The following is a 24005-nucleotide window of genomic DNA, read 5'->3' on the forward strand; positions in this document are numbered from 1 at the left end:
CGCCGCTTTGTCATCTGCGGGCTGTAGTTTTGCCCAATAAACGCTGCTGTTTTTCGCGCTCCAAGTTGCTCCAGCCGAGGTCTTGAATCTTTGAAACCCTACCCTATTCATTGCGTATCGATCGTTATTCCGGTCTATAACGAGCAAGAGAGCCTGCCCGAATTGCTGCGCCGCACCACGGCCGCCTGCAAACAGTTGGCTTACGAATACGAAATAATCCTGGTGGATGACGGTAGCCGCGACGATTCGGCGCAGTTGCTCGAAGACGCCGCCGCCGAAGACGGCAGCAACGTGGTCGCGGTGATCCTCAACCGCAACTACGGCCAGCACGCGGCAATCATGGCCGGTTTCGAGCAGTGCCGGGGCGAAGTGGTGATTACCCTCGACGCCGACCTGCAAAACCCGCCGGAAGAAATCCCGCGCCTGGTGGAACAAGCCGCCCTGGGCTACGACGTGGTTGCCACGGTGCGTAACAATCGCCAGGATTCGGCGTTCCGTCGCTGGCCTTCGCGCCTGATCAACCTGGCCGTGCAGCGCTCCACCGGCGTGGCCATGACTGACTACGGCTGCATGCTGCGCGCCTACCGACGCACCATTGTCGACGCGATGCTTGCCTGCCGCGAGCGCAGCACCTTTATCCCGATCCTGGCCAACGGCTTTGCCCGTCACACCACGGAAATCCTGGTGCACCACGCCGAGCGTGAACACGGCGAATCCAAATACAGCGCCATGCGCCTGATCAGCCTGATGTTCGACCTGCTCACCTGCATGACCACCACGCCATTGCGCCTGCTGTCCATCGTCGGTTTCAGCCTGGCGGCGCTGGGCGTGCTGTTTGCCATTGCGCTGATCGTCATGCGCCTGGCCTTCGGTGCCGGCTGGGCGGGTGACGGCCTGTTCGTGCTGTTTGCCGTGCTCTTCGTGTTCACCGGTGGCCAGTTCATCGGCATGGGCCTGCTGGGTGAATACCTGGGCCGCATGTACAGCGATGTGCGGGCCCGCCCGCGTTTCTTCATTGAAAAAGTGCTGCGCAACCAACCGGCAGCACCGGCTCCCGTGGTCGTCGTTGATGGCCTGGTGTCTTCCCATACTTCTACTTCTACTTCCGATCAGGTCCAGTCATGAGTTCAAAAGCCGTTGTCTTCGCCTACCACGATATTGGCTGTGCCGGTATTGAAGCCCTGCTCGATGCGGGTTACGACATCGCTGCGGTGTTCACCCATGCCGATGACCCCAAGGAAAACAACTTCTACGGCTCCGTCGCACAGCTGTGTGCCCGCAACGGTATCCCGGTGCACGCTCCGGAAGACGCTAACCACCCGCTGTGGGTCGAACGCATCGCCAAGCTGAACCCGGATTTCATCTTTTCCTTCTACTACCGCAACCTGTTGAGCGAGCCACTGCTGGCCACCGCCCGCCACGGCGCGTTCAACCTGCATGGTTCGCTGCTGCCCAAATACCGTGGCCGCGCACCGGCCAACTGGGTGCTGGTCAACGGTGAAACCGAAACCGGCGTGACCCTGCACCGCATGGTCAAGCGTGCCGATGCCGGTGCGATCCTGGCCCAGCAGAAAGTCAGCATCGAGCGCAGCGACACCGGCCTGAGCCTGCACGCCAAACTGCGTGATGCCGCCAGCAACCTGCTGCGCGACGCCCTGCCGCAACTGGCCCTGGGCAAACTGAGCGAAACGGCCCAGGACGAAAGCCAGGCGACCTGCTTTGGTCGCCGTACCGCCGCCGATGGCAAGATCGACTGGAAAAACCCCGCCGAACAACTGTTCAACCTGGTCCGCGCCGTAACGCAACCTTACCCTGGCGCCTTTTGCGCGGTCGGCGAGCACAAGCTCATCGTGTGGCAGGCCGAGGTGGTCAAAGGCAACGACGGTTTGGCGCCGGGCCGCGTAATCAGCGTCAACCCGCTGCGCATTGCCTGTGGCGAAGACTCACTGGTGGTCAAGTTCGGCCAGCGCAACGACAACGGCCTGTACCTGGCCGGGCCTTCCCTGGCCGATGAACTGGGCCTGGTGGACGGCTCCGTGCTGCGCGGCGCCGAGTCGGGCCGCAAGCCACGCCGTACCCGCGTGCTGATCCTGGGGGTGAACGGCTTTATCGGTAACCACCTGTCCGAGCGCCTGCTGCGCGACGACCGTTACGAAGTCTACGGCCTGGATATCGGCTCCGACGCCATCGAGCGCCTGCGCAGCCACCCCAACTTCCACTATGTGGAAGGCGATATCAGCATCCACACCGAGTGGATCGAGTACCACATCAAAAAATGCGACGTGGTGCTGCCGCTGGTGGCCATCGCCACCCCGATCGAATACACCCGCAACCCGCTGCGCGTGTTCGAGCTGGATTTCGAAGAAAACCTCAAGCTGGTGCGTTACTGCGTCAAGTACAACAAGCGCGTGATCTTCCCATCGACTTCCGAAGTCTATGGCATGTGCCAGGACCAGTACTTCGACGAAGACACCTCCAACCTGGTGGTCGGCCCGGTCAACAAGCAACGCTGGATCTACTCGGTCTCCAAGCAACTGCTCGACCGCGTGATCTGGGCCTACGGCGACAAGGGGCTGAAATTCACCCTGTTCCGTCCGTTCAACTGGATGGGCCCGCGCCTTGATCGCCTGGACTCGGCGCGTATCGGCAGCTCCCGTGCCATCACCCAATTGATCCTGAACCTGGTGGAAGGCACGCCGATCCGCCTGTTCGACGGTGGCGAGCAGAAGCGTTGCTTCACCGACATCGCCGACGGCATCGAAGCCCTGGCGCGCATAATCGATAACGAAAACGGTGTCTGCGACGGCCAGATCATCAACATCGGCAACCCGGAAAACGAAGCCAGCATCCGCCAGTTGGGCGAAGAGCTGCTGCGTCAGTTCGAAGCGCACCCGCTGCGCCACAACTTCCCACCGTTCGCCGGTTTCCGCGACGTGGAGAGCAAGGCGTTCTACGGCACCGGTTACCAGGACGTGGCCCACCGCAAGCCTAGCATCGACAACGCCAAGCGCCTGCTGAACTGGGAGCCGACCGTGGAGATGAGCGAAACCATCGGCAACACGCTGGATTTCTTCCTGCGTGAAGCCATGCTTGAAATAGCGGATAAAAAGTAATGCAGGCAGGCCTTCGCATCGACGTCGACACCTACCGTGGCACCCGTGATGGTGTGCCGCGGCTGCTCGAGTCCCTGGACGAAGCCGGGGTCAAGGCGACGTTTTTCTTCAGCGTCGGGCCGGACAATATGGGGCGCCACTTGTGGCGCCTGATCCGCCCGCAGTTCCTGTGGAAAATGCTCCGTTCCAATGCCGCCGGCCTGTATGGCTGGGACATTTTGCTGGCCGGCACCGCCTGGCCGGGCAAACCGATTGGCCGCGACCTGGGGCATCTGATGCGCCAGGCCAAGGCCGCCGGGCATGAAGTCGGCCTGCACGCCTGGGATCACCATGGCTGGCAGGCCAATACCGGGCGCTGGAGCGACGCACAGCTGGTCGAGCAGATCCGGCGCGGCGTGGACACCCTGAGCGACATCCTTGGCGAGCGTATCGACTGTTCGGCGGCCGCCGGTTGGCGCGCCGACGAACGTGTGGTGCAAGCCAAACAAGCCTTCAATTTTCGCTACAACAGCGATTGCCGGGGCACCAGCCTGTTTCGACCAACCCTGGCCGATGGCAGCGCGGGCACCCCACAAATTCCGGTGGACCTGCCGACCTTCGACGAAGTCGTCGGGCCGGTGGTGGCTGCCACAGACTTCAACCGTTTCATCCTGGATCGGTTCAGCGCCTCGACGCTGAACGTCTATACGATCCACGCAGAAGTAGAAGGGATTCTGATGGCCAATGATTTTCGCCAGTTGCTCGCCCAGGCAGGGCAGCGCGGCATCGACTTCAAACCCCTGGGCGAGCTGCTGCCTGCGGATGTGACCACCCTGCCCCAGCAACAGTTGGTGCGTGGCGCATTGAGCGGCCGCGAGGGCTGGCTTGGAGTACAGCAGGCATGATCCGTCGCTGGGCATTGCCCCTGCTTTTGTTGGCGTTCGGGGTGGTTTACCTGTTACCGCTGGCGACCCACGGGCTGTGGATTCCCGATGAAACCCGCTATGCGCAGATCAGCCAGGAAATGCTGCTCACCGGCAAGTGGGCCGCGCCGCACTTCATGGGCATTCGCTACTTCGAAAAACCCGCCGCCGGCTACTGGATGATTGCGCTGGGCCAGGCGATCTTCGGGCAGAACCTGTTCGGAGTGCGTTTTGCCTCGGCCTTGAGCACCGGGCTGAGCATTCTGCTGGTTTATCTGGTATCACGCCGCTTGTGGAACGACCCGCAAAAAAGCCTGGTCAGCTGCGTGCTGTACATGAGTTTCGTCAGCGTGGCGATGCTGGGTGGCTACGCCAACCTGGACCCTCAATTCACGTTCTGGGTCAACCTGACCGGTGCTGCCTTGTGGTTCTGCTTCGACAGCACTACCCGTCGTGCTCGACTGGGGGCCTGGGCCTTGTTGGGCCTGGCCTGCGGCATGGGCTTCATGACCAAAGGCTTCCTGGCGTGGCTGCTGCCGGTATTGATCGCCCTGCCCTACGCGCTCTGGCAGAAACGTTCGGTTGAATTGTTCAAGTTCGGCCCGGTGGCCGTGGCCGTGGCGATCCTGATCAGCTTGCCCTGGGCATTGGCCGTGCACCTGCAAGAGCCGGATTACTGGCACTTCTTCTTCTGGCATGAGCATATCCAGCGCTTCGCCGGTGCAGATGCCCAGCATGCCGAACCGGTCTGGTACTACCTGCCATTGCTGGTTGCCTTCACGTTGCCGTGGGTGGCCCTGTTGCCGTCCACGCTCAAGCAGGCATGGTCAGACAAGCGCCTGCCGAAAACCGCGTTCCTGCTGCTGTGGCTGTTGATGCCGCTGGCATTCTTCAGCCTGGCCAAGGGCAAGCTGCCCTCCTACATCATGCCGTGCCTGTTGCCCCTGGCATTGCTGATGGGTTCGACGTTGAGTGACAAGCTCGCTCAAGGCCGGGGCCGCGTATTGCGCATCAACGGTTGGTTGAACCTGGCGATCGGTGTGCTCGTGCTGTTGGCGCTCATCTGGTTCCAATGGAAGAAGCCGCTGTACGAACCCGGTGAGGAAACCCTCAGCCTGGTGCTGGTATTTATCGGCGTGTTCGGCTGGATCCTGGCCAACCTGCTGCAGGCAGTACGCCCGGTGAAACTGTGGGCCGCGCCGCTGATCGGCAGTGGCTTGCTGGTGGTCTTGTTGCCCGCCGCCCTGCCCCATTCGGTGGTTTATAACAAGACGCCGGACCAGTTCATCATCGATCACGCCGAAGAACTCAAGCCCTCCGTTGCGCTGTTGAGCAACGACCTGGGTGCGTCCGCAGCGCTGGCCTGGCGGCTGAAACGGCCCGACATCACCCTCTACAACACCTCTGGCGAGGTGAAATACGGGCTGGCCTACGCCGATACCGCCCAGCGCCTGGTTGACCGCAATCAAATCCAGGCCTGGATGGCGCAAACCCGCCGCAGCGGTGCGGTGGGCGTGGTGATGCGCGTCAACAGCCAGGGCGAGAAGGAAGAACTCGCACTGCTGCCTCCGGACGGCCAGCGGTATGCCCAAGGCAATATCGTGATTCTGATTTTCCCGCAGGTCGCGCCATGATTACCTTGCTTCTATTGCTCACGGCCTGCCTGCTCACCTGCATGGGCCAGGTCTCGCAGAAGTTTGCCGTGGAAAGCTGGCGTGACGTGCCCGACGGTTGGGCGCTGAAGTTGCGCTCACCCTGGTTGTGGTCGGCGCTGGTGTGCCTGGGCCTCGGCTTGCTGGTGTGGTTGCTGGTGCTGCAGCGCCTGGAAGTGGGCATTGCCTACCCGATGCTCAGCCTGAACTTTGTGTTGGTCACGCTGATGGCGCGCTTTGTGTTTGCCGAGCCCATCGATGGCCGCCACTGGCTGGGCGTGGTGCTGGTCATCGCGGGTGTCGTGCTGTTGGGGCGCCAGGTATGAGCCGGACACGCGGTTTCGCCCTGGCCCTGGGCAGCGTCGGCCTGGTCAGCGCCGCCCAATTGGGCATGCGCTGGAGCATGACGCGGCTGCCGCTGCCGGATCAGTGGCCGAACGCCTTGAGCACCGGCAGCATCGACCCCAGCGCCCTGGGCGTGGTGATCCTGGCGATCATCGCCTATGCGCTGTCGATGCTCTGCTGGCTCGGCGCGCTGAAGCACCTGCCCCTGGGGCGTGCGTATTCACTGCTCAGCATCAGCTACGCGCTGGTGTACCTGCTGGCGGCCTGCCTGCCGGTCTTCAACGAACACTTTTCGCTATCGAAAACCCTGGGGGTGGCGTTGGTCATCCTCGGCGTAATGGTCATCAACTCTCGTCGTGCTAGCACCTCAAGTCCCAGGAATACCCCATGAAAATCAGTGTATTTGGTAGTGGTTACGTCGGCCTGGTACAGGCCACGGTATTAGCCGAAGTCGGTCACGATGTTATTTGCATGGACGTTGACCAGCGCAAGGTCGAGTCGCTGCAGAAGGGCCACGTGACCATCTTCGAGCCCGGCCTGGCGGCCATGGTCAAGGAAAACCTGGAAAGCGGACGCCTGCATTTCACCTACGACGAAAAACTTGCCGTCGAGCACGGTGAAGTGCTGTTCATTGCGGTGGGCACGCCGTCGGATGAAGACGGTTCGGCCGATCTCAAATATGTGCTGTCGGTGGGTGATGCAGTCGCCCGCCATCGCGTGGCACCGGTGATCCTGGTGGAAAAATCCACGGTGCCGGTGGGTACCGGCGATACCTTGCGCGACCACATCCGCAAGAACCTGCGCGCCGCCGGCCGTGAGCTGCAATTCGATATCGTCTCCAACCCGGAATTTCTCAAGGAAGGCTCGGCCGTGGCCGACTGCCGCCGCCCGGACCGCATCATCATCGGTTGCGAGCGCGAAGAAGTACGGGAGGTGATGCGCGAACTGTACGCACCGTTCAACCGCAACCATGACCGCATCATCTTCATGGACCTGCGCAGCGCCGAACTGACCAAATACGCCGCCAACTGCATGCTCGCCACCAAGATCAGCTTCATCAACCAGATCGCCGAACTGGCCGAACACCTGGGCGCCGACATCGAAGCCGTGCGCCTGGGCATTGGTGCCGACTCGCGCATCGGCTACCACTTCATTTATCCAGGTTGCGGCTATGGCGGCTCATGCTTTCCCAAAGACATGCGCGCCCTGATCCACAGCGCCAAGCAGGCCAACTGCTCCAGCGACCTGCTCGAAGCCGTGGAAGCGATCAACCAGCGCCAGAAAGGCAAGCTGTTCGAGCGCATCAACGCGTTTTTCAAGGGTGACCTGCGCGGCAAGACGTTCGCCTTGTGGGGCCTGGCCTTCAAACCCAATACCGACGACATGCGCGACGCGCCGAGCCGCGTGCTCATGGAAGCGCTCTGGGAGGCCGGCGCCAACGTACGTGCCTTCGACCCCGAAGCCATGCAGGAAACCCAGCGCATCTATGGCGATGACCCGCGCTTGATGCTGATGGGCACGCCGGAGTCCACCCTGGGCGGCGCCGATGCGCTGATCGTCTGCACCGAGTGGCAGCAATTCAAGGCGCCGGACTTCGACCTGATCCACCAGCGCCTGAAAACCCCGGTGATCTTTGACGGGCGCAATCTGTACGACGGCGAGCGCCTGACGCGCAAGGGCTTCAAGTATTTCCCTATCGGCCGTGGTGACTCCTGCGACTTGCCGATCCCCCAGCAAAACTGGATGCCACAGGCCAAGGCAGGCTGATAAGTGAACAATGCGCACCCGCCCCTGCTCAATCCGACAATCCGTCTACAGTCACTGGGTTTGGGGCTTCTGGCACTGGTGCTATTCATCGCCGGCAACTGGCACCAGGCAATTATCGGCTTCGACTCGCGCTTCGTGGTATTTGCCCAGGAGATGCTGCGCCATGGCCCGAGCTTTTTTCCCACCACCTACGGCCAGCCGTATGCAGACTACCTGGCCACCTCGACCCTGCTGACCTGGTTATTGTCCCTGCCATTGGGCGAGGTCACCAGCCTCACGGCCTGGCTGCCCAGTGCTGTCGCCTCGGCTTGCATCGTAGTGCTGGTGTATCGACTCACCGCGCCCTACTCCCAGCGCTGGGGCGTGCTGAGCATCGCCATGTTGCTGCTCAGCAGCACCTTTATCAGCGAAACCCGCGCCGTCTCCCTGGACCAGATGCTGGCGGCGGTGACGCTGGCCGTGTTTTACCTGGGTTATGCCCATGATCATTTCTCGGCGGCCAAGCGTCTGCACTGGGTGTTTGCGCTGTTGATGCTCGGTTTTGCGATTCGCGGGCCGATTGGTCTGGTCATCCCTACCGGAGTGCTGTGCAGCTATTACCTGATCAACCGTCAATGGCGGCAATTGTTCAGCTTCGGGCTGTTGGCGCTGGCGTTGCTGGCGGCGTGTATCGGCCTGTTGCTGTTGCTGGCCAAGCTCAGCGGTGGCGAAGACTTCCTGCATGAAGTGATTCGCATGCAATTTCTGGGGCGCATGGATGGCAGCGAAGGCTCCAGCGGCGTGCTGTATTACTTCACCAGTTCCCTGGGCAACTACGCACTGGCCTACCCGGTGGCGCTTCTGGTCTTGCTGGCCGTGATGAGCGGCGGCCGCCGAGCCGCAGACCCGGCGCTGAAGCTGGTGCTGTACTGCGCGGCGGCCGGTGCCTTGGTCATGCTTGGCTTGTCGGTGCCCCAGGCGAAAAAGGCACGTTATATCCTGCCGATGCTGCCAATGGCCGCGATCATTGCTGCGTATCCGTTCCAGGTCGCTCAGGGCCGACTGTTCAGCGGGTTGCGCGGTTTGATGCTGGTGCTGTGGACGCTGCTACCTGCGCTGTTGGCGGTCGGCCTGATCGCGGCGCGACGCCGCTACCCGGAACTGCTGGCCGATCTGGGGCTGATGTTCGGACTGCTGGCGGTACTGCAGGGGCTGGCGGTGCTGGCACTGTTCAAGGCGCGACTGCGCGCGGTCGGGCCGGCTTTCGTTGCGGTGGCGGCGGTCTGGACGACTAACATCTCAGTGGTCGAACCCCTGGAGCGCAGCCTTTACGACACCCGCACGTTCACGCTGGCGGCCAAGGAGCAGATCCTGCAACAACCGGCACCGCTGGTGTTGCATGCATTGGGCAAAGACGCAAAAGCCATCAAGTTCATGGTCAACTTCAATTGCGACAAGGTCCCGCTGTTTACCCAATTGCCCGTTGAACTCCAGCCTATTCAGGCGCCGGCCTGGCTGGTGATGAGCCAGGAGGACTTCCAGAACCTGACTGACCCGCGCTTGCGTTTGCTCACGCCGACGCTCACTGGGGCATTCGATAAGACGCCTTATGTGTTGCTCCATCTGGAGAAAAACACCGCTCCCTGAGCGTGTTTCCAAAGAGCGCGTAAGAAATAACGCCAACTCACAAAACCGTGGGTGTTTTTCATCAAAATCACCGAGAAAACACCTACAGAGCTTTGCGTAAGGGCCGGTGCACTTTGCCTTCCGACGCCTGAACCTCAACTGTAGACTCGCTTGCCAAGTGGATTAATTATTTACCACCTGCGTCAGGCGATGTCTGGCACAACGCTGGTCGCGAACCTGCATAACAACAAGGAGTCAATGCCGTGCGAGAGGATAGGCTGGCTGTAGCGGCGCCGAGACTGGATCGGCTGATGGGGTTACGCGACGCACTGGTGGCGTTGAAGGGCCCGCTGGCTGACGAGCCAGGTATGCAGGAGAACCTGCACAAACGCTTGTTCAACGAAGAACTCGATAGCCTTGTGCTGGGCAAAATCAGCACCCCATCGCCCTTGGGTGCCGCTCGAACACCGTTCGGCGAAGCCTCTTGAATACATATTTTTTGCATTCAACCCTCATTAATATGCATTGGCGTCGCTGTAACCCAGTTGGCACACTGCACGCTTTCCTCCCCCAATAACGTTGGAACGTTCAAGGCTTTCCAGGGAAACCAGGCAGGCCTTTTTTTCGCCCCCCGTTTCAGGACCCTTTTCAATGCTCGCTCGCTGGTTACCTGCCGCCATCAACACCCGTCCCGCTGAATGGAGCCGCGCCGCCATCGGCATGGCGTTGGGTGCCCTGTTCAGTGTCTGGGTGTGTGCCCAGGTGTTTGGCATGGAAGTCGCCCTGCATCTGCTGGGCCCACTGGGGGCGTCGGCGGTGTTGTTGTTCGCCGTGTCGTCGGGGGCGTTGGCGCAACCCTGGTCGATCATGGGCAGTTACCTGTGCGCGGCCGTGGTGGCGCTGCTCGTGGCACGGGTGTTGGGACGCACCCTGGGCAGCGCTTGCCTGGCGGCGGGCATGACCGTTGTGCTGATCTGCTGGCTGCGCTGCCTGCACCCGCCGGCCGGTGGCCTGGCGATGACGCTGGTATTGGCCGACCCAGCCTCCATCGCCCTCGGCTGGCACGAGCTGGCACCGGTCATGCTCGGTGCCGGTGCGCTGCTGACGTGCGCGCTGGCCTACAATAACGCCACCCGCACGCGTTACCCCAAGGCGCCTGCCGCACCGCTGCCGGTGGTGATCGGCAGTGCGCCCGCACCCGACCCGGCCATCACGGCGGCCGACCTCAAGCTGGCGCTGGCCGATATGGAGCAGTTCTTCGACGTCGAGCCCACGGCGCTGGAGGAATTGATCCATACCGCCGAAGGTCACGCGCGACGCCGCAGCATCGGCGAGGTCCTGGCCGGCCGCGTGGTTTGACGCGCTCTGCATAAATGCAACAACGACCTGCATGATTCCGGGTTGTACGTGGCAAATTTGCGCTGGTACGATCAGGCGATGGTTCGCCCCAGAACATCTTGATAAAGAACAATAAAAGCAGGGAGTTAGTGATGACTGCTCAGGTGTCCCCCGAAGCAAGCCACACCGATATTCAGCAGCAGGAAATACTGAGTGAGGTGCGTAACCATATCGGTTACCTCACCCTCAACCGCCCCGCCGGTTTGAATGCCATCACCCTGGACATGGTGCGGCGGATGACCACGCAGCTGCAGGCCTGGGCCGATGACCCGCGGGTATACGCCGTGGCGCTGCGCGGCTCCGGCGACAGGGCCTTTTGTGCCGGCGGCGATATCCGTTCCCTGTACGACAGTTTCAAGCGCGGCGACACCCTGCATGAAGACTTCTTCGTGGAGGAATACGCACTTGACCTTATCCTCCACCACTACCCCAAACCCGTACTGGCATTGATGGACGGCTTCGTGCTCGGCGGCGGCATGGGCCTGGTGCAAGGCGCCGACCTGCGCGTGGTGACCGAGCGCAGTCGTCTGGCCATGCCCGAAGTGGCCATTGGGTATTTCCCGGATGTGGGTGGCAGCTATTTCCTGCCGCGCATCCCCGGGGAGCTGGGGATCTACCTGGGCGTTACCGGCGTGCAGATCCGTGCGGCGGACGCCTTGTACTGCGGCCTGGCGGATTGGTACCTGGACAGCGCCCGATTGACCGAGCTTGCGCAAAGGCTCGATAGCCTGCAATGGCGCGATTCTCCCCTCAAGGACCTGCAAGGCGTGCTCGCCCAACTGGCCGTGCAGCAATTGCCTGATCCGCCGCTGGCGGCCTTGCGTCCGGCAATCGACCATTTCTTCGCCCTGCCGGACGTGCCAAGCATTGTCGAGCAACTTCAGCAGGTCACCGTCGCCGATAGCCACGACTGGGGTCAGGCCACCGCCGACCTGATGCAGACCCGCTCGCCCCTGGCCATGGCTGTCACCCTGCAGATGTTGCGCCGTGGGCGCCACCTGCGGTTGGAGCAGTGCTTTGCCCTGGAGCTGCATCTGGACCGCCAGTGGTTCGCCCGTGGCGACCTGATCGAAGGGGTCCGCGCCTTGATCATCGATAAGGACAAAAAACCGCAGTGGAATCCGCCAACGGTGCATGCGCTGGACGCCAGCCATGTCGAAAGCTTCTTCCGTGACTTCGCGCAGATTGAGAAATAAGCCATGCAAGATCTTGAATACACAGAAGAACAAGTGATGATCCGCGACATGGCGCGTGATTTTGCCCGTGGTGAAATCGCACCCCATGCCCAGGCCTGGGAAAAGGCCGGCTGGATCGACGATGCGCTGGTGGCCAAGATGGGCGAGTTGGGCCTGCTCGGTATGGTGGTCCCGGAGGAATGGGGCGGCACTTACGTGGATTACGTCGCCTATGCCCTGGCCGTGGAGGAAATCTCTGCGGGCGATGGTGCTACTGGCGCCTTGATGAGTATCCATAATTCAGTGGGTTGCGGCCCGGTCCTCAACTACGGCACAGACGCACAGAAGCACACCTGGCTGGCCGCTCTCGCCAGTGGCCAGGCCATCGGCTGCTTCTGCCTGACCGAGCCCCAGGCCGGTTCCGAAGCCCACAACCTGCGCACCCGCGCCGAACTGCGCGACGGCCAGTGGGTAATCAATGGTGCCAAGCAGTTCGTCAGCAACGGCAAGCGCGCCCAGTTGGCCATTGTGTTTGCCGTGACCGACCCGGAGCTGGGCAAGAAAGGCATTTCGGCGTTCCTGGTGCCCACTGACACCCCGGGATTTGTGGTAGACCGCACTGAACACAAGATGGGCATTCGGGCGTCCGACACCTGCGCCGTCACCTTCAACCAATGCGCGGTGCCCGAAGCCAACCTGCTCGGCGAGCGCGGCAAAGGCCTGGCCATTGCCCTGTCCAACCTGGAGGGAGGACGTATCGGCATCGCCGCCCAGGCCCTGGGCATCGCGCGGGCCGCCTTTGAAGCGGCGCTGGCCTATGCCCGGGATAGGGTGCAGTTCGACAAAGCGATTATCGAACACCAGAGCGTGGCCAACCTGCTGGCCGATATGCAAACCCAGCTGAACGCGGCACGCCTGTTGATCCTGCACGCCGCACGCCTGCGCAGCGCCGGCAAGCCATGCCTGTCCGAAGCGTCCCAGGCCAAGCTGTTCGCCTCGGAAATGGCCGAAAAGGTCTGCTCCAAGGCGATGCAGATTCATGGTGGGTATGGGTACCTGGAAGACTACCCGGTGGAACGCTACTACCGGGATGCGCGGATCACGCAGATTTACGAAGGCACCAGCGAGATTCAGCGCATGGTCATTGCCAGGGAACTGAAGCACTACCCACTCTGACTGACACACAGGGGTAAAACTGTGGGAGGGGGCTTGCTCTCGATGGCGGCGGATCAGTTAATGTGTTGGTTGACTGTCACACCGCTATCGGGGGCAAGCCCCCTCCCACATTTGGATCTGCTGTGTTGTTGAAGTCTGGATTACCTGCATTGAATATCGGCGCCTGGCCGATCATGCAGAACCACCCGCTCTGACTGACACGCCGCGGGCAAAACTGTAGGAGGGGGCTTGCCCCCGATGACGGTAGATCAGTCAATATCTTGGTGACTGTCACACCGCTATCGGGGGCAAGCCCCCTCCCACATTTGGATCTGCTGTGTTGTGAAGGCTTGGGCTACTTGTCTTTGAACGCTGGTGCCTTGCCGATCATGCAGAACCACCCGCTCTGCCTGACACACCGCGGGCAAACTGTGGGAGGGGGCTTGCTCCCGATGACGGTGGATCAGTCAATATGTTGGTTGACTGTCACACCGCTATCGGGAGCAAGCCCCCTCGCACATTTGGATCTCCATGGAATGTGAGAATCTCGTTATTTGTCCTTGAACGCGGGCGTACGTTTGGCCACGAACGCTGCCATTCCCTCTTTCTGGTCCTGGGTCGCAAACGCTGCGTGGAATACGCGGCGCTCGAAACGTACGCCTTCGGACAGGCTCACTTCAAATGCGCGGTTTACGCTTTCCTTGACCATCATGCTGATCGGCACTGATTTACCGGCGATCAGGGTGGCGACTTTCAAGGCTTCGTCCAGCAGCTCGTCGGCGGGCACGATGCGCGCGACGATGCCGCAGCGTTCCGCTTCCACGGCGTCGATGAAGCGCCCGGTCAGGCACATTTCCATGGCCTTGGCCTTGCCCACCGCCCGCGTAAGACGCTGGGTGCCGCCCATGCCAGGCAGTACGCCAAGGTTGATCTCCGGCTGGCCGAACTTGGCGCCGTCACCGGCCAGGATAAAGTCGCACATCAGGGCCAGTTCGCAGCCGCCACCCAGGGCAAAACCGTTCACGGCGGCAATGATCGGCTTGCGGCGGTTGGCCACGCGGTCGCTGTCGCTGAACAGGTCGTCCAGGTAGATCTGCGGGTAAGTCAGCTCGGCCATTTCCTTGATGTCGGCGCCGGCGGCGAAGGCTTTCTTGGAGCCGGTCAGCACGATGCAGCCGATCTGCGGGTCGGCTTCCAGGCCATCCAGCGCCTGGTTCAACTCACTGACCAGTTGGGCGTTCAAGGCGTTCAGCGCCTGCGGGCGATTGAGGGTAATCAGCCCGACGCGGCCCTGGACTTCGAGCAAAATGGTTTCGTAACTCATGTATCGGCTCCTTAAAGATTGCGTGAGATGACCATACGCTGGATATCGCTGGTGCCTTCGTAAATCTGGCAGACCCGCACATCGCGGTAGATCCGCTCCAGGGGGAAGTCGCTCAGATAACCGTAACCGCCCAGGGTTTGCAAGGCGGCAGAGCAGACTTTCTCGGCCATTTCGGAGGCGAACAGCTTGGCCATGGACGCCTCGACCAGGGCCGGCTTGCCGCTATCGCGCAGGGCTGCCGCGTAGTGCACCATCTGCCGGGCCACGGCAATCTGCGTGGCCATGTCCGCCAGGCGAAAGGCGACGGCCTGGTGTTCGATCAGGGCCTTGCCGAAGCTTTCACGCTCACGGGCGTAATCACGGGCCGCCTCAAACGCCGCACGGGCCATGCCCACCGATTGCGCGGCAATGCCTACGCGCCCGCCTTCAAGGTTGGCCAGGGCGATCCGGTAGCCCTCGCCCTCCTCGCCCAGGCGGTTGGCAAGCGGCACCTTAAGGTCTTCAAACAGGATCTGGCAGGTATCCGAGGCGTGCTGCCCCAGCTTGTCCTCGACCCGCGCGACGCTGTAGCCCGGCGAATCGGTGGGCACGATAAACGCACTGATGCCACGCTTGCCCGCCGCCGGGTCGGTGACCGCAAACACAATCACCACACCGGCGTTCTGCCCCGAGGTGATGAATTGTTTGCAGCCGTTGAGCACGTAATGGTCGCCCTCAAGGCGTGCGCGGGTTTTAAGGCTGCTGGCGTCGGAGCCGGCCTGGGGTTCGGTCAACGCAAAGGCGCCGAGCATCGCTCCGCTGGCCAGGGGCTTGAGGAACTGTTCTTTCTGCTGGTCACTGCCGAACTTGAGGATCGGCACGCAACCCACCGAGTTGTGCACGCTCATGATGGTCGAGCAGGCGCCATCGCCGGCGGCGATTTCTTCCAGGGCCATGGCGTAGGCCAGGTAACCGGTGTCGCAGCCACCCCAGTGTTCCGGCACCAGCATGCCGAAAAAGCCCAGTTCGGCCATCTCACCGATGGCCTCCCGGGGAAAGCGATGGTCGCGGTCCCATTCGGCGGCGAACGGTTTCAAGCGTTCCTGGGCAAATTGCCGGGCCGCGTCGCTGATTTGCAGTTGTTCGTCATTAGGCAGCATGGTCAGTCCTTAATACAGGCATTCAACGGCCATGGCCGTGGCTTCACCACCGCCGATGCAGATTGCCGCAACGCCGCGCTTGAGGCCTTTCTGGCGCAGGGCCGAGAGCAGCGTCACCAGGATGCGCGCGCCTGAGGCACCGATCGGATGGCCCAGGGCACAGGCGCCGCCGTGCACGTTGACCTTGTCGTGGGGAATTTCCAGTTTGCTCATGGTGACCAGGCTGACCACCGCGAACGCTTCATTGATCTCGAACAGGTCGACATCCTCCAGGCTCCAGCCGGTTTTGCCCATCAACTTACGTATCGCCCCAACAGGCGCCACCGGAAACAGCCCCGGCTCATCGGCAAACGCCGCATGCCCATGAATCACCGCCAGGGGTTTGAGGCCGCGCTTGCTTGCCTCGGATTCGCGCATCAGCAACAGCGCCGCCGCGCCATCGGAGATCGAGCTGGAGTTGGCTGCGGTGACCGTGCCGCCTTCGCGGAAGGCCGGCTTCAGGCTGGCGATCTTGTCCAGCCTGGCCTTGGGCGGCTGTTCGTCATGCAGGATGGTTTTCTGCTCTTTGCCGACAGTGACCTGCACCGGAACGATTTCAGCGGCAAAACTGCCGTGGGTGATGGCCTCCTGCGCGCGCGTCAGGGAGGCAATCGCAAAGGCGTCCTGGGCTTGACGGGTAAACCCGTTGTGCTCGGCGCAGTCTTCGGCAAAGGTGCCCATCAGGCGGCCCTTGTCGTAGGCGTCTTCCAGGCCGTCGAGGAACATGTGGTCGAGGACCTTGCCGTGCCCCATGCGATAGCCGCTGCGGGCGCGGTCGAGCAGGTACGGCGCGTTGGACATGCTCTCCATGCCGCCGGCGATCACCACGTCGACACTGCCGGCGCGCAAGGCATCGTGAGCCATAATCGTCGCTTGCATGCCCGAGCCGCACATCTTGTTGAGCGTGGTGCAACGGGTGGATTTGTCCAGCCCGGCGCCCAGCGCTGCCTGGCGTGCCGGCGCCTGGCCGAGGCCTGCGGGCAGTACACAGCCAAACAACACTTCGTCGACGGCGTCGTTGGCGATACCGGCGCGCTCGACCGCCGCACGAATCGCGGCGGCACCCAGTTGCGGTGCGGTCAGGCCCTTGAGGTCGCCCTGGAACCCGCCCATGGGCGTGCGCACGGCGCTGACAATAACGATAGGGTCATTCATGAATGATGCCTCCTTACCTGGCTGCCATGCGCAAGGCGCCGTCGAGACGGATCACCTCGCCATTGAGCATGCTGTTTTCAATGATATGCCGCACCAGGGCCGCATATTCGACGGGTTTGCCCAGGCGTGGCGGGAACGGCACGCCGGCGGCCAGGGCCTCGCGTACCTGCGGGGTCATGCCGGCCATCATCGGGGTTTCGAAGATGCCGGGGGCGATGGTCATCACACGGATACCGAACCGTGCCAGTTCGCGCGCGGCCGGCAAGGTGAGGCTGGCAATCGCGCCCTTGGAGGCGGCATACGCGGCCTGGCCGATCTGCCCGTCGAACGCCGCCACCGAGGCGGTATTGATGATGACACCGCGTTCGCCATCGGCGTCCGCGTCGGTTTCAGCGATGGCCGCAGCGGCCAGGCGCAACAGGTTGAAGCTACCGATCAGGTTGACGTTGACCACCTGGGCAAAACTGGCCAGGGCGTGCGGGCCGTCCTTGCCGAGAATCTTCTCGCCACGCACCACACCGGCGCAGTTGACCAGCCCGTGCAAACCACCAAAGGCGGCAACCGTGGCGTGGACGGCGGCTTCGGCCGCCGCTTCCTGGCTGATGTCCGCCACGGCGCTGCGGGCGTTGTCGCCAAGCTGGCTGGCCTTGGCGGCAACGGCGTCGGCGTTGAGGTCCACCAGCATGACCTTGGCGCCCGCCGCGATCAGCATGTCGGCAGTGGCAGCGCCGAGGCCCGACGCACCGCCGCTGACCAGGAATACCTTGTTTTCAATCTGCATCACTGTTTCCTTTTGAAAAGATCACGCCACGGCCGCCTGGGCCTTGGCGATTTCCTGATTACGCAAGATGAAGCGTTGCAGCTTGCCGCTGGGGGTCTTGGGCAAGTCGCTGACGAATTCGATTTCCCGCGGATACGCATGGGCCGCCAGGCGTTGACGCACGTGCAGGCGCAATTCTTCGGCGAGTTCCGGGGTGGCGCGGTATTGCTCGTTGATCACCACAAAGGCTTTCACCAGTTCGGTGCGCTCCGGGCAAGGTTTGCCGACCACGGCGGCTTCGATCACGGCCGGGTGTTCGACCAGCGCGCTTTCCACGTCGAACGGCCCCACGCGGTAGCCGGAGGTGGTAATCACGTCATCACTGCGCCCGACAAAACTGATACTGCCGTCCGGGTTGAGCTCCACGGTATCGCCGCTGAGGTAGTACTTGCCGACAAAGGCTTTGGTTTTCACGCCGTCGTAGCCTGCGAACCAGCACATCGGCGATTGCTCGCGGTCGATGGCGAGAATGCCGGGCTGACCGGCAGGCAATTCCTGGTGGTTGTCATCCAGTACCACGATGCGATGCCCGGGCGAAGCGAACCCCGCCGCGCCGATATGCACCGGATGCGCCAGGCCGTGGTGATTGCACAGCACCATGCCCAGCTCGGTTTGTCCGTAGTGGTCGTGAATGGTCACGCCGAGGTTGTCGGCAAACCAGCGAATCACCTCGGGGTTCAAGGGCTCGCCGGCGCTGCTGACGATGCGCAACCGGCCCTTGATCGAACGGGCGAACTGCTCGCCGCCGGCAATCAATAGTCTATACGCGGTGGGCGAGCCGGTCAGGTTGGTGATGCCGTACTTGTTGATGACCCGGCAGGTGCTTTCCAGGGTAAAGGGACCATCGTAGAAGGTAATCGGATGCCCCATGGACAGCGGCCCGGTCACGCCAAAATAGATGCCGTAGGCCCAGCCCGGATCGGCCACGTTCCAGAATGCGTCTTCGGGGCGCAGGTCCACCGCGTCGCGGGTATAGGCCTGGAATGCGACAATCGCCTTGAGCGGTACCGACAGGGCTTTGGACGGCCCGGTGGTGCCCGAGGTGAACATCAGCAAAAAGGGCTCGTCCGCCCCCAGCAGTACCGGCTCGCAGGTATTGGAATAATGGGGCAGTTCGGCCCAGAAGCTGAAATCGCCGCGCACCAGGCCTTCGCCTTTGGCCCCGGTGACCGTCACGATGGTCGGGCAGCCCTCCACGTCCGCGAGCTTGGGCCGATTCACCGCATCGGTGACCACCAGGGCGGCGCCGGAACTGTTCAGACGATGCTCGATGGCCTTGGGCCCGAACGCGGTGAACAAGGGTTGATAGACCGCGCCGATACGCCAGGTGGCCAGGACCACCACCAGCAGTTCGGCCGTGCGCGGCAACAAGCCGGCGACTTTGTCACCACGCTTGATGCCCTGCCCCAGCAGGAAATTGGCAAAGCGTGCGGCCTGGTCCTGCAAGTCGGTAAAGGTGACCGTGGCGCTGCGCCCGTCCTTGCCCTCCCAGAACAGCGCAATACGCCCGGGCAGTGCGTGACGGTCACAGCATTCCACACAGGCGTTGAGGGCCTGCAGGTTGCCGGCCAGCGTCATGTCGACGGTGTGCTGGTAATCGAATTCGGTGGTGGCGGCCAGGTAATCACGCATCGCTTCGGTTCCTTGTGTGTTTTTGTTTTAAGGACACTTCCAAACCAGGTCAATCGCCTGCAAATAGTCGCTCCACAGCGCTGCCACCAGCAATGGTCAAAGCCGCCAACATGGCTGACTGGTTTGGCCAATCCGGTTTGACACTCGCCCTGCACTGGCCGAAGCTTGCGACTTTGTACCCGTACCCTGCCTTCGGACGCCTGCATGTCAAAGTCACGCCGTTACTCCATCATCGGCCTGTGCGCCCTGTTGTCGATTGTGTTGATCACCTGGTTTTTCTCCCGCACAACGCCCGTGGCCGCGCTCCCGGCGATTGCCCAGGGTTATTCCAAGGCCTTGAAGCAGGCGCGCAATGGCGAGCCGGGGGCGGCGCGAGTGTTGTATCAACAGCTGGGGCGGCCGGACCTGTCACCTGAGCGCCGCGCCGCGCTGCATGCCGAGCTGCCCAACTACCCCAGCCCCCAAGCGCTGAAGCTGGCGGATAAAGACCTGGCTGATGCCTCGCCCGTGGTGCGTGAAGCGGCGATCCACAGCATTGTCGGCCTGGTGCCGACCGGCCAGCGCACCTTGCTGCTCGGCCCGGTGCTGGAGGACCCCGAACAGCACGTGCGCTTTGCCGCCGCCAACGCCCTGCTCGGCCTGTCGCCGGATACCCTGGGCCTGTATTTCGGCCCGCTGCAGCAAGTGCTCGACGAATTCGCCAAAACCCTCAAGGCCCAGCCCGAGACCGCCGAAGGCTGGATTCAATTGGCGCGTCTGTATATCCACAGCGCCCTGCTGGCGGATGCGCAACATGCGTTGCAGCAGGCCATGCGTTTGCAACCGGACAACCTGCAAGCGGTGGTGGCGCAGATCGAGTTGCTGGATAAACAGGGCAAGACCGACGAATCGCGTCAGCTGCTGGCGCAGCAATTGGCGGCGCACCCGGAGTCGGCCTACCTGCAACACGCCCTGGGTATGTGGCTGCTGCACCATGGCGAGCGCCCCTACGCCTTGCTCGGCCTGTCCAAGGCGGTAGAGCTTGAGCCGGACAATCAGGATTACCGCTTCGACCTGGCCACCACTTTGCACGACCAGGACGAGCTTGAGGCGGCCCAGCGGCAGCTGGAAGACATCGTCCAGCGCCACCCGGCCAATCGAAAAGCGCGTGTGTTGCTGGTCAATTATTGGAAAGAAAGCGGCCAATTGCAGAACGTCCAGGTACTGCTGGCACAGCTGGAGCAGCAGAATCCGGACGATCCGGCCCTGCAACAGGGTCTGTGATGGCCCTGCAAAAACCTGTAAAAATTGGCAGGTTGCTCACAAATAACGTTGAACCGCTACAGACCGCCAGGGTCAAGTGAATATGACGCGTCCAACGGCGCGCACCCAATTCGTACGTGACCTGAGGGCACTTCTTGTCTACATCAACTTCGCTCTTAAGTGAAAAGGCAGCCACCGGCATCGAAGGTCTTGATGACATTCTTTCCGGGGGCCTCTCACGCAGCCATTTGTTCTTGCTGGAAGGCGAGCCTGGCACGGGCAAAACCACGGTCGCCCTGCACTTTTTGCAGGCCGGCGCGAAAAACGGTGAAAAGTCGCTGTATATCACCTTGTCCGAAACCGAACGTGAGCTGCGCCAAGGTGCCAAGTCTCATGGCTGGGACTTGGACGACAACATTCATATCTTCGAGTTGACCCCGCCGGAAAGTCTGCTCAACGCCGAGCATCAGCAGAGCCTGCTGTACTCCTCCGATCTGGAACTGGGCGAAGCTACTCGGCAGATTTTCGAAGTGGTGGAACGCATCAAGCCCACCCGCGTGGTGGTCGACAGCCTGTCGGAGATCCGCCTGCTGGCGCAGAGCTCCCTGCGCTATCGCCGGCAGATCCTGGCGATCAAGCATTACTTTGTGCGCTATGACGCCACCGTGCTGCTGCTCGACGACCTGACCACCGAATCCCTCGACAAAACCGTGCACAGCGTGGCCCATGGCGTGATTCGCCTGGAAGAACTGACGCCCAGCTACGGTGCCGAACGTCGCCGGGTGCGTGTAGTGAAGTACCGGGGCCAGAAGTACCGTGGCGGCTTTCACGACTTCACGATCATGGGTGACGGTGTGCATGTGTTTCCGCGCCTGGTGGCGGCCGAGCATCGCGGCGGCTACACGCGCCAGACCATGAGCAGCGGTATCGCCGAGCTCGATGCATTGATGGGCGGCGGCGTCGAGACCGGCTCCAGCAGCCTGATTCTCGGCCCGGCCGGCACCGGCAAATCTCTGATCTCCATGGTCTTCGCCGCCGCGGCGGTCGAGCGAGGGGAAAAAGCCGCGCTGTTCATCTTTGACGAAGAGATGGGCCTGCTGTTCGAGCGCATGAAGAATATGGGCATCGACCTGGCGGCGCTGCAAGCCACCGGCAACCTGCTGATCGAACAGGTCGACGCGGCCGAGCTGTCGCCTGGTGAATTCTCACACCGTGTACGCCGCTGCGTAGACGAAGGCGGCATCAAAACCGTAGTAATCGACAGTATCAACGGTTACCAGGCGGCCATGCCGGAAGAGAACGCACTGATCCTGCATATGCACGAACTGCTGCTGTACCTCAACCGGCGTGGCGCTGCGACCTTCATGACCGTCGCCCAGCATGGCCTGGTCGGCGATATGCAGACCCCGGTAGACATCACCTACCTGGCCGATACCGTGATCCTGCTGCGTTATTTCGAAGCGCTGGGCAAGGTGCGCCGGGCCATTTCCATCATCAAGAAACGCACCGGTACCCACGAATCGACGATTCGCGAATACCGCATCAGCAGCAATGGCATGACGGTCGGCGAACCGCTGGATAACTTCCAGGGCGTGCTGCGCGGCATACCGATCTACATGGGCGCCGGCTCGCCTCTGCTCAAGGAAGAGGGAGTGTGACGTCTCTGTCCCCGGTGTTTGAACGCGCCATTATCCTCGCGCCTTTGGGCCGCGACAGCTCGTTGGCGCTGATGATGCTCAACGAAGCCGGTTATCAGGGTATGGTCGTCGGCAATCTCATCGATTTGTGCGAAGCGTTGAACGAAGGTGCCGGCCTGCTCATTGTGGCGGCTGAAGCCTTGCGTGGCGTGGACCTGGACCCCCTGCTGGAGTACCTGCACCAGCAACCGGCCTGGTCTGACCTGCCCATTGTGCTGATGACCCATCACGGCGGCAGCGAGCAAAACGGCTCATCGCACCTGAGTGGGTTGCTGGGCAATGTCACCTTCCTTGAGCGTCCGTTCCATCCCGTGACCCTGATCAGCCTGGTCAGCGCCGCCCTGCGCGGGCGGCGGCGGCAATACGAAGCACGGGACCGCCTGCTCGACCTGAGCGCCAGTGAGTTGCGCCTGCAACGCACCCTGGAGTCCCTCGAACAGCAGGTGGAAGAGCGTACCGCGCAACTGCGCAGCAATGAAGAAGCCTTGCGCCAGTCGCAGAAAATGGAGGCCGTCGGCCAATTGACCGGCGGCATCGCCCATGACTTCAACAACATGCTGACCGGCATCATCGGCAGCCTGGAGTTGCTGCGAAGGCGTATAGCGCGGGGCAAGCTGGACGATCTGGACGGCCTGATCGACCTGGGTGTCACCTCGGCCAACCGTGCCGCCGGCCTCACCCATCGCCTGCTGGCGTTCTCGCGCAGGCAGTCGCTGGACCCCAAACCCGTGGAGATCAATCAACTGGTCAGCTCCATGGGCGAATTGCTGCAACGCAGCATCAATGAAAGCATCTCCCTGCAAATGCGCCTCAGCGACAGCCTGTGGACGGCCGAGGCCGACCCCAATCAACTGGAAAGCGCTCTGCTCAACCTGGTGATCAATGCACGTGATGCCATGCCCGGCAGCGGTATTCTTACCGTGGAAACCACCAACCGCCACCTCGACAGCGTGTTCACCGCCGCCTATGGCACCTTGAACCCTGGCGACTACGTGGAGCTGAGCGTCAGTGATACCGGCTGTGGCATTCCGGAACACTTGATGGGACGGGTGTTCGATCCGTTTTTTACCACCAAGCCGATCGGCCAGGGCACCGGCCTCGGGCTGTCGATGATCTATGGCTTTGCACGCCAGTCCCATGGCCATGTGACGATTCACAGCGAAGTCGGCAAAGGCACCACGGTGAGTTTGTTCCTGCCACGATTTGTTGGCGAGATCCAGCACCAGGAACCGCTTAATCCGACATTGCCACCCTTTGCCGATACTGGTGAGACCATATTGATCGTCGAGGATGATCCGGCAGTGCGGATACTGGTCAGCGCCGTACTCAAAGAGCTCGGTTATGGATTTGTTGTGGCGGGTGATGGCGATACGGCGCTGCCGATCATTGAGTCCGAGCAGCGCATTGACCTGATGATCAGCGATGTAGGCCTGCCAGGGATGAACGGGCGGCAACTGGCGGAAATAGGCCGGCAGATTCGTCCGGAACTCAAAGTGTTGTTTATTACAGGTTATGCCGAGCATGCGGCGGTGCGCGGTGGTTTCCTGGAATCGGGGATGCAACTGATCACCAAGCCATTCACGTTTGACTTACTGACAGCCAAGGTGCGGGAGATGCTTCAGGCGTAAATAGATACATCGCTATTAAACGAGTTGTCATAGATCCATGTTGGCCCGAAGGAATCAATGCCTGTTTTTCACCACGAAACGTAAGCACTTCGTATGAAAAATACTTCCGCCAGCATCGATCAAGAGAATTTCGTCAGTGATTACGCTTCCTGCTGTTTTACTCCAATTCTCTGCGTCGGATGGAGTCCCGTTCGCTGAGAATCGCGCACAAACTGTC

General features: G+C 61.8%; 20 protein-coding genes. 15 read left to right on the forward strand and 5 right to left on the reverse strand.

The annotated features are described in order from the left end of the window. The first annotated feature begins 90 nt into the window (after window positions 1-90). From arnC to BFP93_RS08660, 12 genes are all read left to right on the forward strand, one after another. Window positions 91-1125: an undecaprenyl-phosphate 4-deoxy-4-formamido-L-arabinose transferase gene (gene arnC / locus BFP93_RS08610; protein WP_065884310.1), complete on the forward strand. Its 1035-nt coding sequence runs from the start codon at window positions 91-93 to the stop codon at window positions 1123-1125. Next, the gene (gene arnA, locus BFP93_RS08615; protein WP_065892748.1) at window positions 1122-3113 is read left to right on the forward strand and encodes a bifunctional UDP-4-amino-4-deoxy-L-arabinose formyltransferase/UDP-glucuronic acid oxidase ArnA; all 1992 of its coding nucleotides are present in this window, start codon (window positions 1122-1124) and stop codon (window positions 3111-3113) included. The genes arnC and arnA overlap by 4 nt, the downstream gene beginning before the upstream one ends. Further along, a complete protein-coding gene (gene arnD, locus BFP93_RS08620) occupies window positions 3113-3997 on the forward strand; it encodes a 4-deoxy-4-formamido-L-arabinose-phosphoundecaprenol deformylase (protein ID WP_065892749.1) in 885 nt (294 codons plus the stop codon). The genes arnA and arnD overlap by 1 nt, the downstream gene beginning before the upstream one ends. Next, a complete protein-coding gene (arnT, locus tag BFP93_RS08625) occupies window positions 3994-5649 on the forward strand; it encodes a lipid IV(A) 4-amino-4-deoxy-L-arabinosyltransferase (protein WP_065892750.1) in 1656 nt (551 codons plus the stop codon). Before arnD ends, arnT begins: the two co-directional genes overlap by 4 nt. After that, on the forward strand, window positions 5646-5993 hold the full coding sequence (gene arnE, locus BFP93_RS08630) for a 4-amino-4-deoxy-L-arabinose-phosphoundecaprenol flippase subunit ArnE (protein WP_065884306.1): 348 nt from the start codon (window positions 5646-5648) through the stop codon (window positions 5991-5993). Before arnT ends, arnE begins: the two co-directional genes overlap by 4 nt. Further along, the gene (gene arnF, locus BFP93_RS08635) at window positions 5990-6403 is read left to right on the forward strand and encodes a 4-amino-4-deoxy-L-arabinose-phosphoundecaprenol flippase subunit ArnF (RefSeq protein ID WP_065892751.1); all 414 of its coding nucleotides are present in this window, start codon (window positions 5990-5992) and stop codon (window positions 6401-6403) included. The genes arnE and arnF overlap by 4 nt, the downstream gene beginning before the upstream one ends. After that, window positions 6400-7779: a UDP-glucose dehydrogenase family protein gene (locus BFP93_RS08640; protein ID WP_065884304.1), complete on the forward strand. Its 1380-nt coding sequence runs from the start codon at window positions 6400-6402 to the stop codon at window positions 7777-7779. Before arnF ends, BFP93_RS08640 begins: the two co-directional genes overlap by 4 nt. 3 nt (window positions 7780-7782) lie before the next feature. Then, window positions 7783-9405, forward strand: a complete 1623-nt coding sequence (locus tag BFP93_RS08645) for an ArnT family glycosyltransferase (protein ID WP_065892752.1) — start codon at window positions 7783-7785, stop codon at window positions 9403-9405. A 290-nt stretch (window positions 9406-9695) separates the two neighbouring features. After that, the gene (locus BFP93_RS28295) at window positions 9696-9872 is read left to right on the forward strand and encodes a hypothetical protein (protein ID WP_122464181.1); all 177 of its coding nucleotides are present in this window, start codon (window positions 9696-9698) and stop codon (window positions 9870-9872) included. A 163-nt stretch (window positions 9873-10035) separates the two neighbouring features. Continuing rightward, entirely contained in the window at window positions 10036-10743 is a 708-nt protein-coding gene (locus BFP93_RS08650; RefSeq protein ID WP_065892753.1) for an HPP family protein, read from the forward strand. Between the two features lie 131 nt (window positions 10744-10874). Next, window positions 10875-11978, forward strand: a complete 1104-nt coding sequence (locus BFP93_RS08655; protein ID WP_065892754.1) for an enoyl-CoA hydratase/isomerase family protein — start codon at window positions 10875-10877, stop codon at window positions 11976-11978. A 3-nt stretch (window positions 11979-11981) separates the two neighbouring features. Further along, the gene (locus BFP93_RS08660; protein ID WP_065884300.1) at window positions 11982-13133 is read left to right on the forward strand and encodes an acyl-CoA dehydrogenase family protein; all 1152 of its coding nucleotides are present in this window, start codon (window positions 11982-11984) and stop codon (window positions 13131-13133) included. 529 nt (window positions 13134-13662) lie between these two features. Here BFP93_RS08660 and BFP93_RS08665 read toward each other — a convergent pair. From BFP93_RS08665 to BFP93_RS08685, 5 genes are read right to left on the reverse strand one after another with little or no spacing between them, the layout of a single operon-like run. Beyond that, the gene (locus BFP93_RS08665; RefSeq protein WP_065884299.1) at window positions 13663-14436 is read right to left on the reverse strand and encodes an enoyl-CoA hydratase; all 774 of its coding nucleotides are present in this window, start codon (window positions 14434-14436) and stop codon (window positions 13663-13665) included. 11 nt (window positions 14437-14447) lie between these two features. Then, complete coding sequence (locus BFP93_RS08670; protein WP_065892755.1) at window positions 14448-15575, reverse strand: acyl-CoA dehydrogenase; 1128 nt, start codon at window positions 15573-15575, stop codon at window positions 14448-14450. Between the two features lie 9 nt (window positions 15576-15584). Continuing rightward, a complete protein-coding gene (locus BFP93_RS08675) occupies window positions 15585-16769 on the reverse strand; it encodes an acetyl-CoA C-acyltransferase (protein ID WP_065892756.1) in 1185 nt (394 codons plus the stop codon). A 13-nt stretch (window positions 16770-16782) separates the two neighbouring features. Continuing rightward, window positions 16783-17550, reverse strand: coding sequence for an SDR family NAD(P)-dependent oxidoreductase (locus BFP93_RS08680; protein ID WP_065892757.1), 768 nt, complete (start codon window positions 17548-17550; stop codon window positions 16783-16785). A gap of 21 nt (window positions 17551-17571) precedes the next feature. Beyond that, window positions 17572-19221 carry an AMP-binding protein gene (locus BFP93_RS08685; protein WP_065892758.1) on the reverse strand — a complete coding sequence of 550 codons (1650 nt, stop codon included), beginning with the start codon at window positions 19219-19221 and terminating at the stop codon, window positions 17572-17574. 204 nt (window positions 19222-19425) lie between these two features. Here BFP93_RS08685 and BFP93_RS08690 point away from each other — a divergent pair, with 204 nt between their 5' ends. The 3 genes from BFP93_RS08690 (at window position 19426) to BFP93_RS08700 (ending at window position 23788) form a co-directional block, all read left to right on the forward strand. Beyond that, window positions 19426-20484, forward strand: coding sequence for a tetratricopeptide repeat protein (locus BFP93_RS08690; RefSeq protein ID WP_065892759.1), 1059 nt, complete (start codon window positions 19426-19428; stop codon window positions 20482-20484). A gap of 134 nt (window positions 20485-20618) precedes the next feature. Continuing rightward, a complete protein-coding gene (locus BFP93_RS08695; RefSeq protein ID WP_065892760.1) occupies window positions 20619-22121 on the forward strand; it encodes an ATPase domain-containing protein in 1503 nt (500 codons plus the stop codon). After that, entirely contained in the window at window positions 22118-23788 is a 1671-nt protein-coding gene (locus tag BFP93_RS08700; RefSeq protein WP_065892761.1) for an ATP-binding protein, read from the forward strand. The genes BFP93_RS08695 and BFP93_RS08700 overlap by 4 nt, the downstream gene beginning before the upstream one ends. Window positions 23789-24005: the final 217 nt, after the last annotated feature.

The sequence above is a fragment of the Pseudomonas sp. 44 R 15 genome, assembly GCF_900004965.1.
Taxonomy (GTDB): Bacteria; Pseudomonadota; Gammaproteobacteria; order Pseudomonadales; family Pseudomonadaceae; genus Aquipseudomonas; species Aquipseudomonas orientalis_A.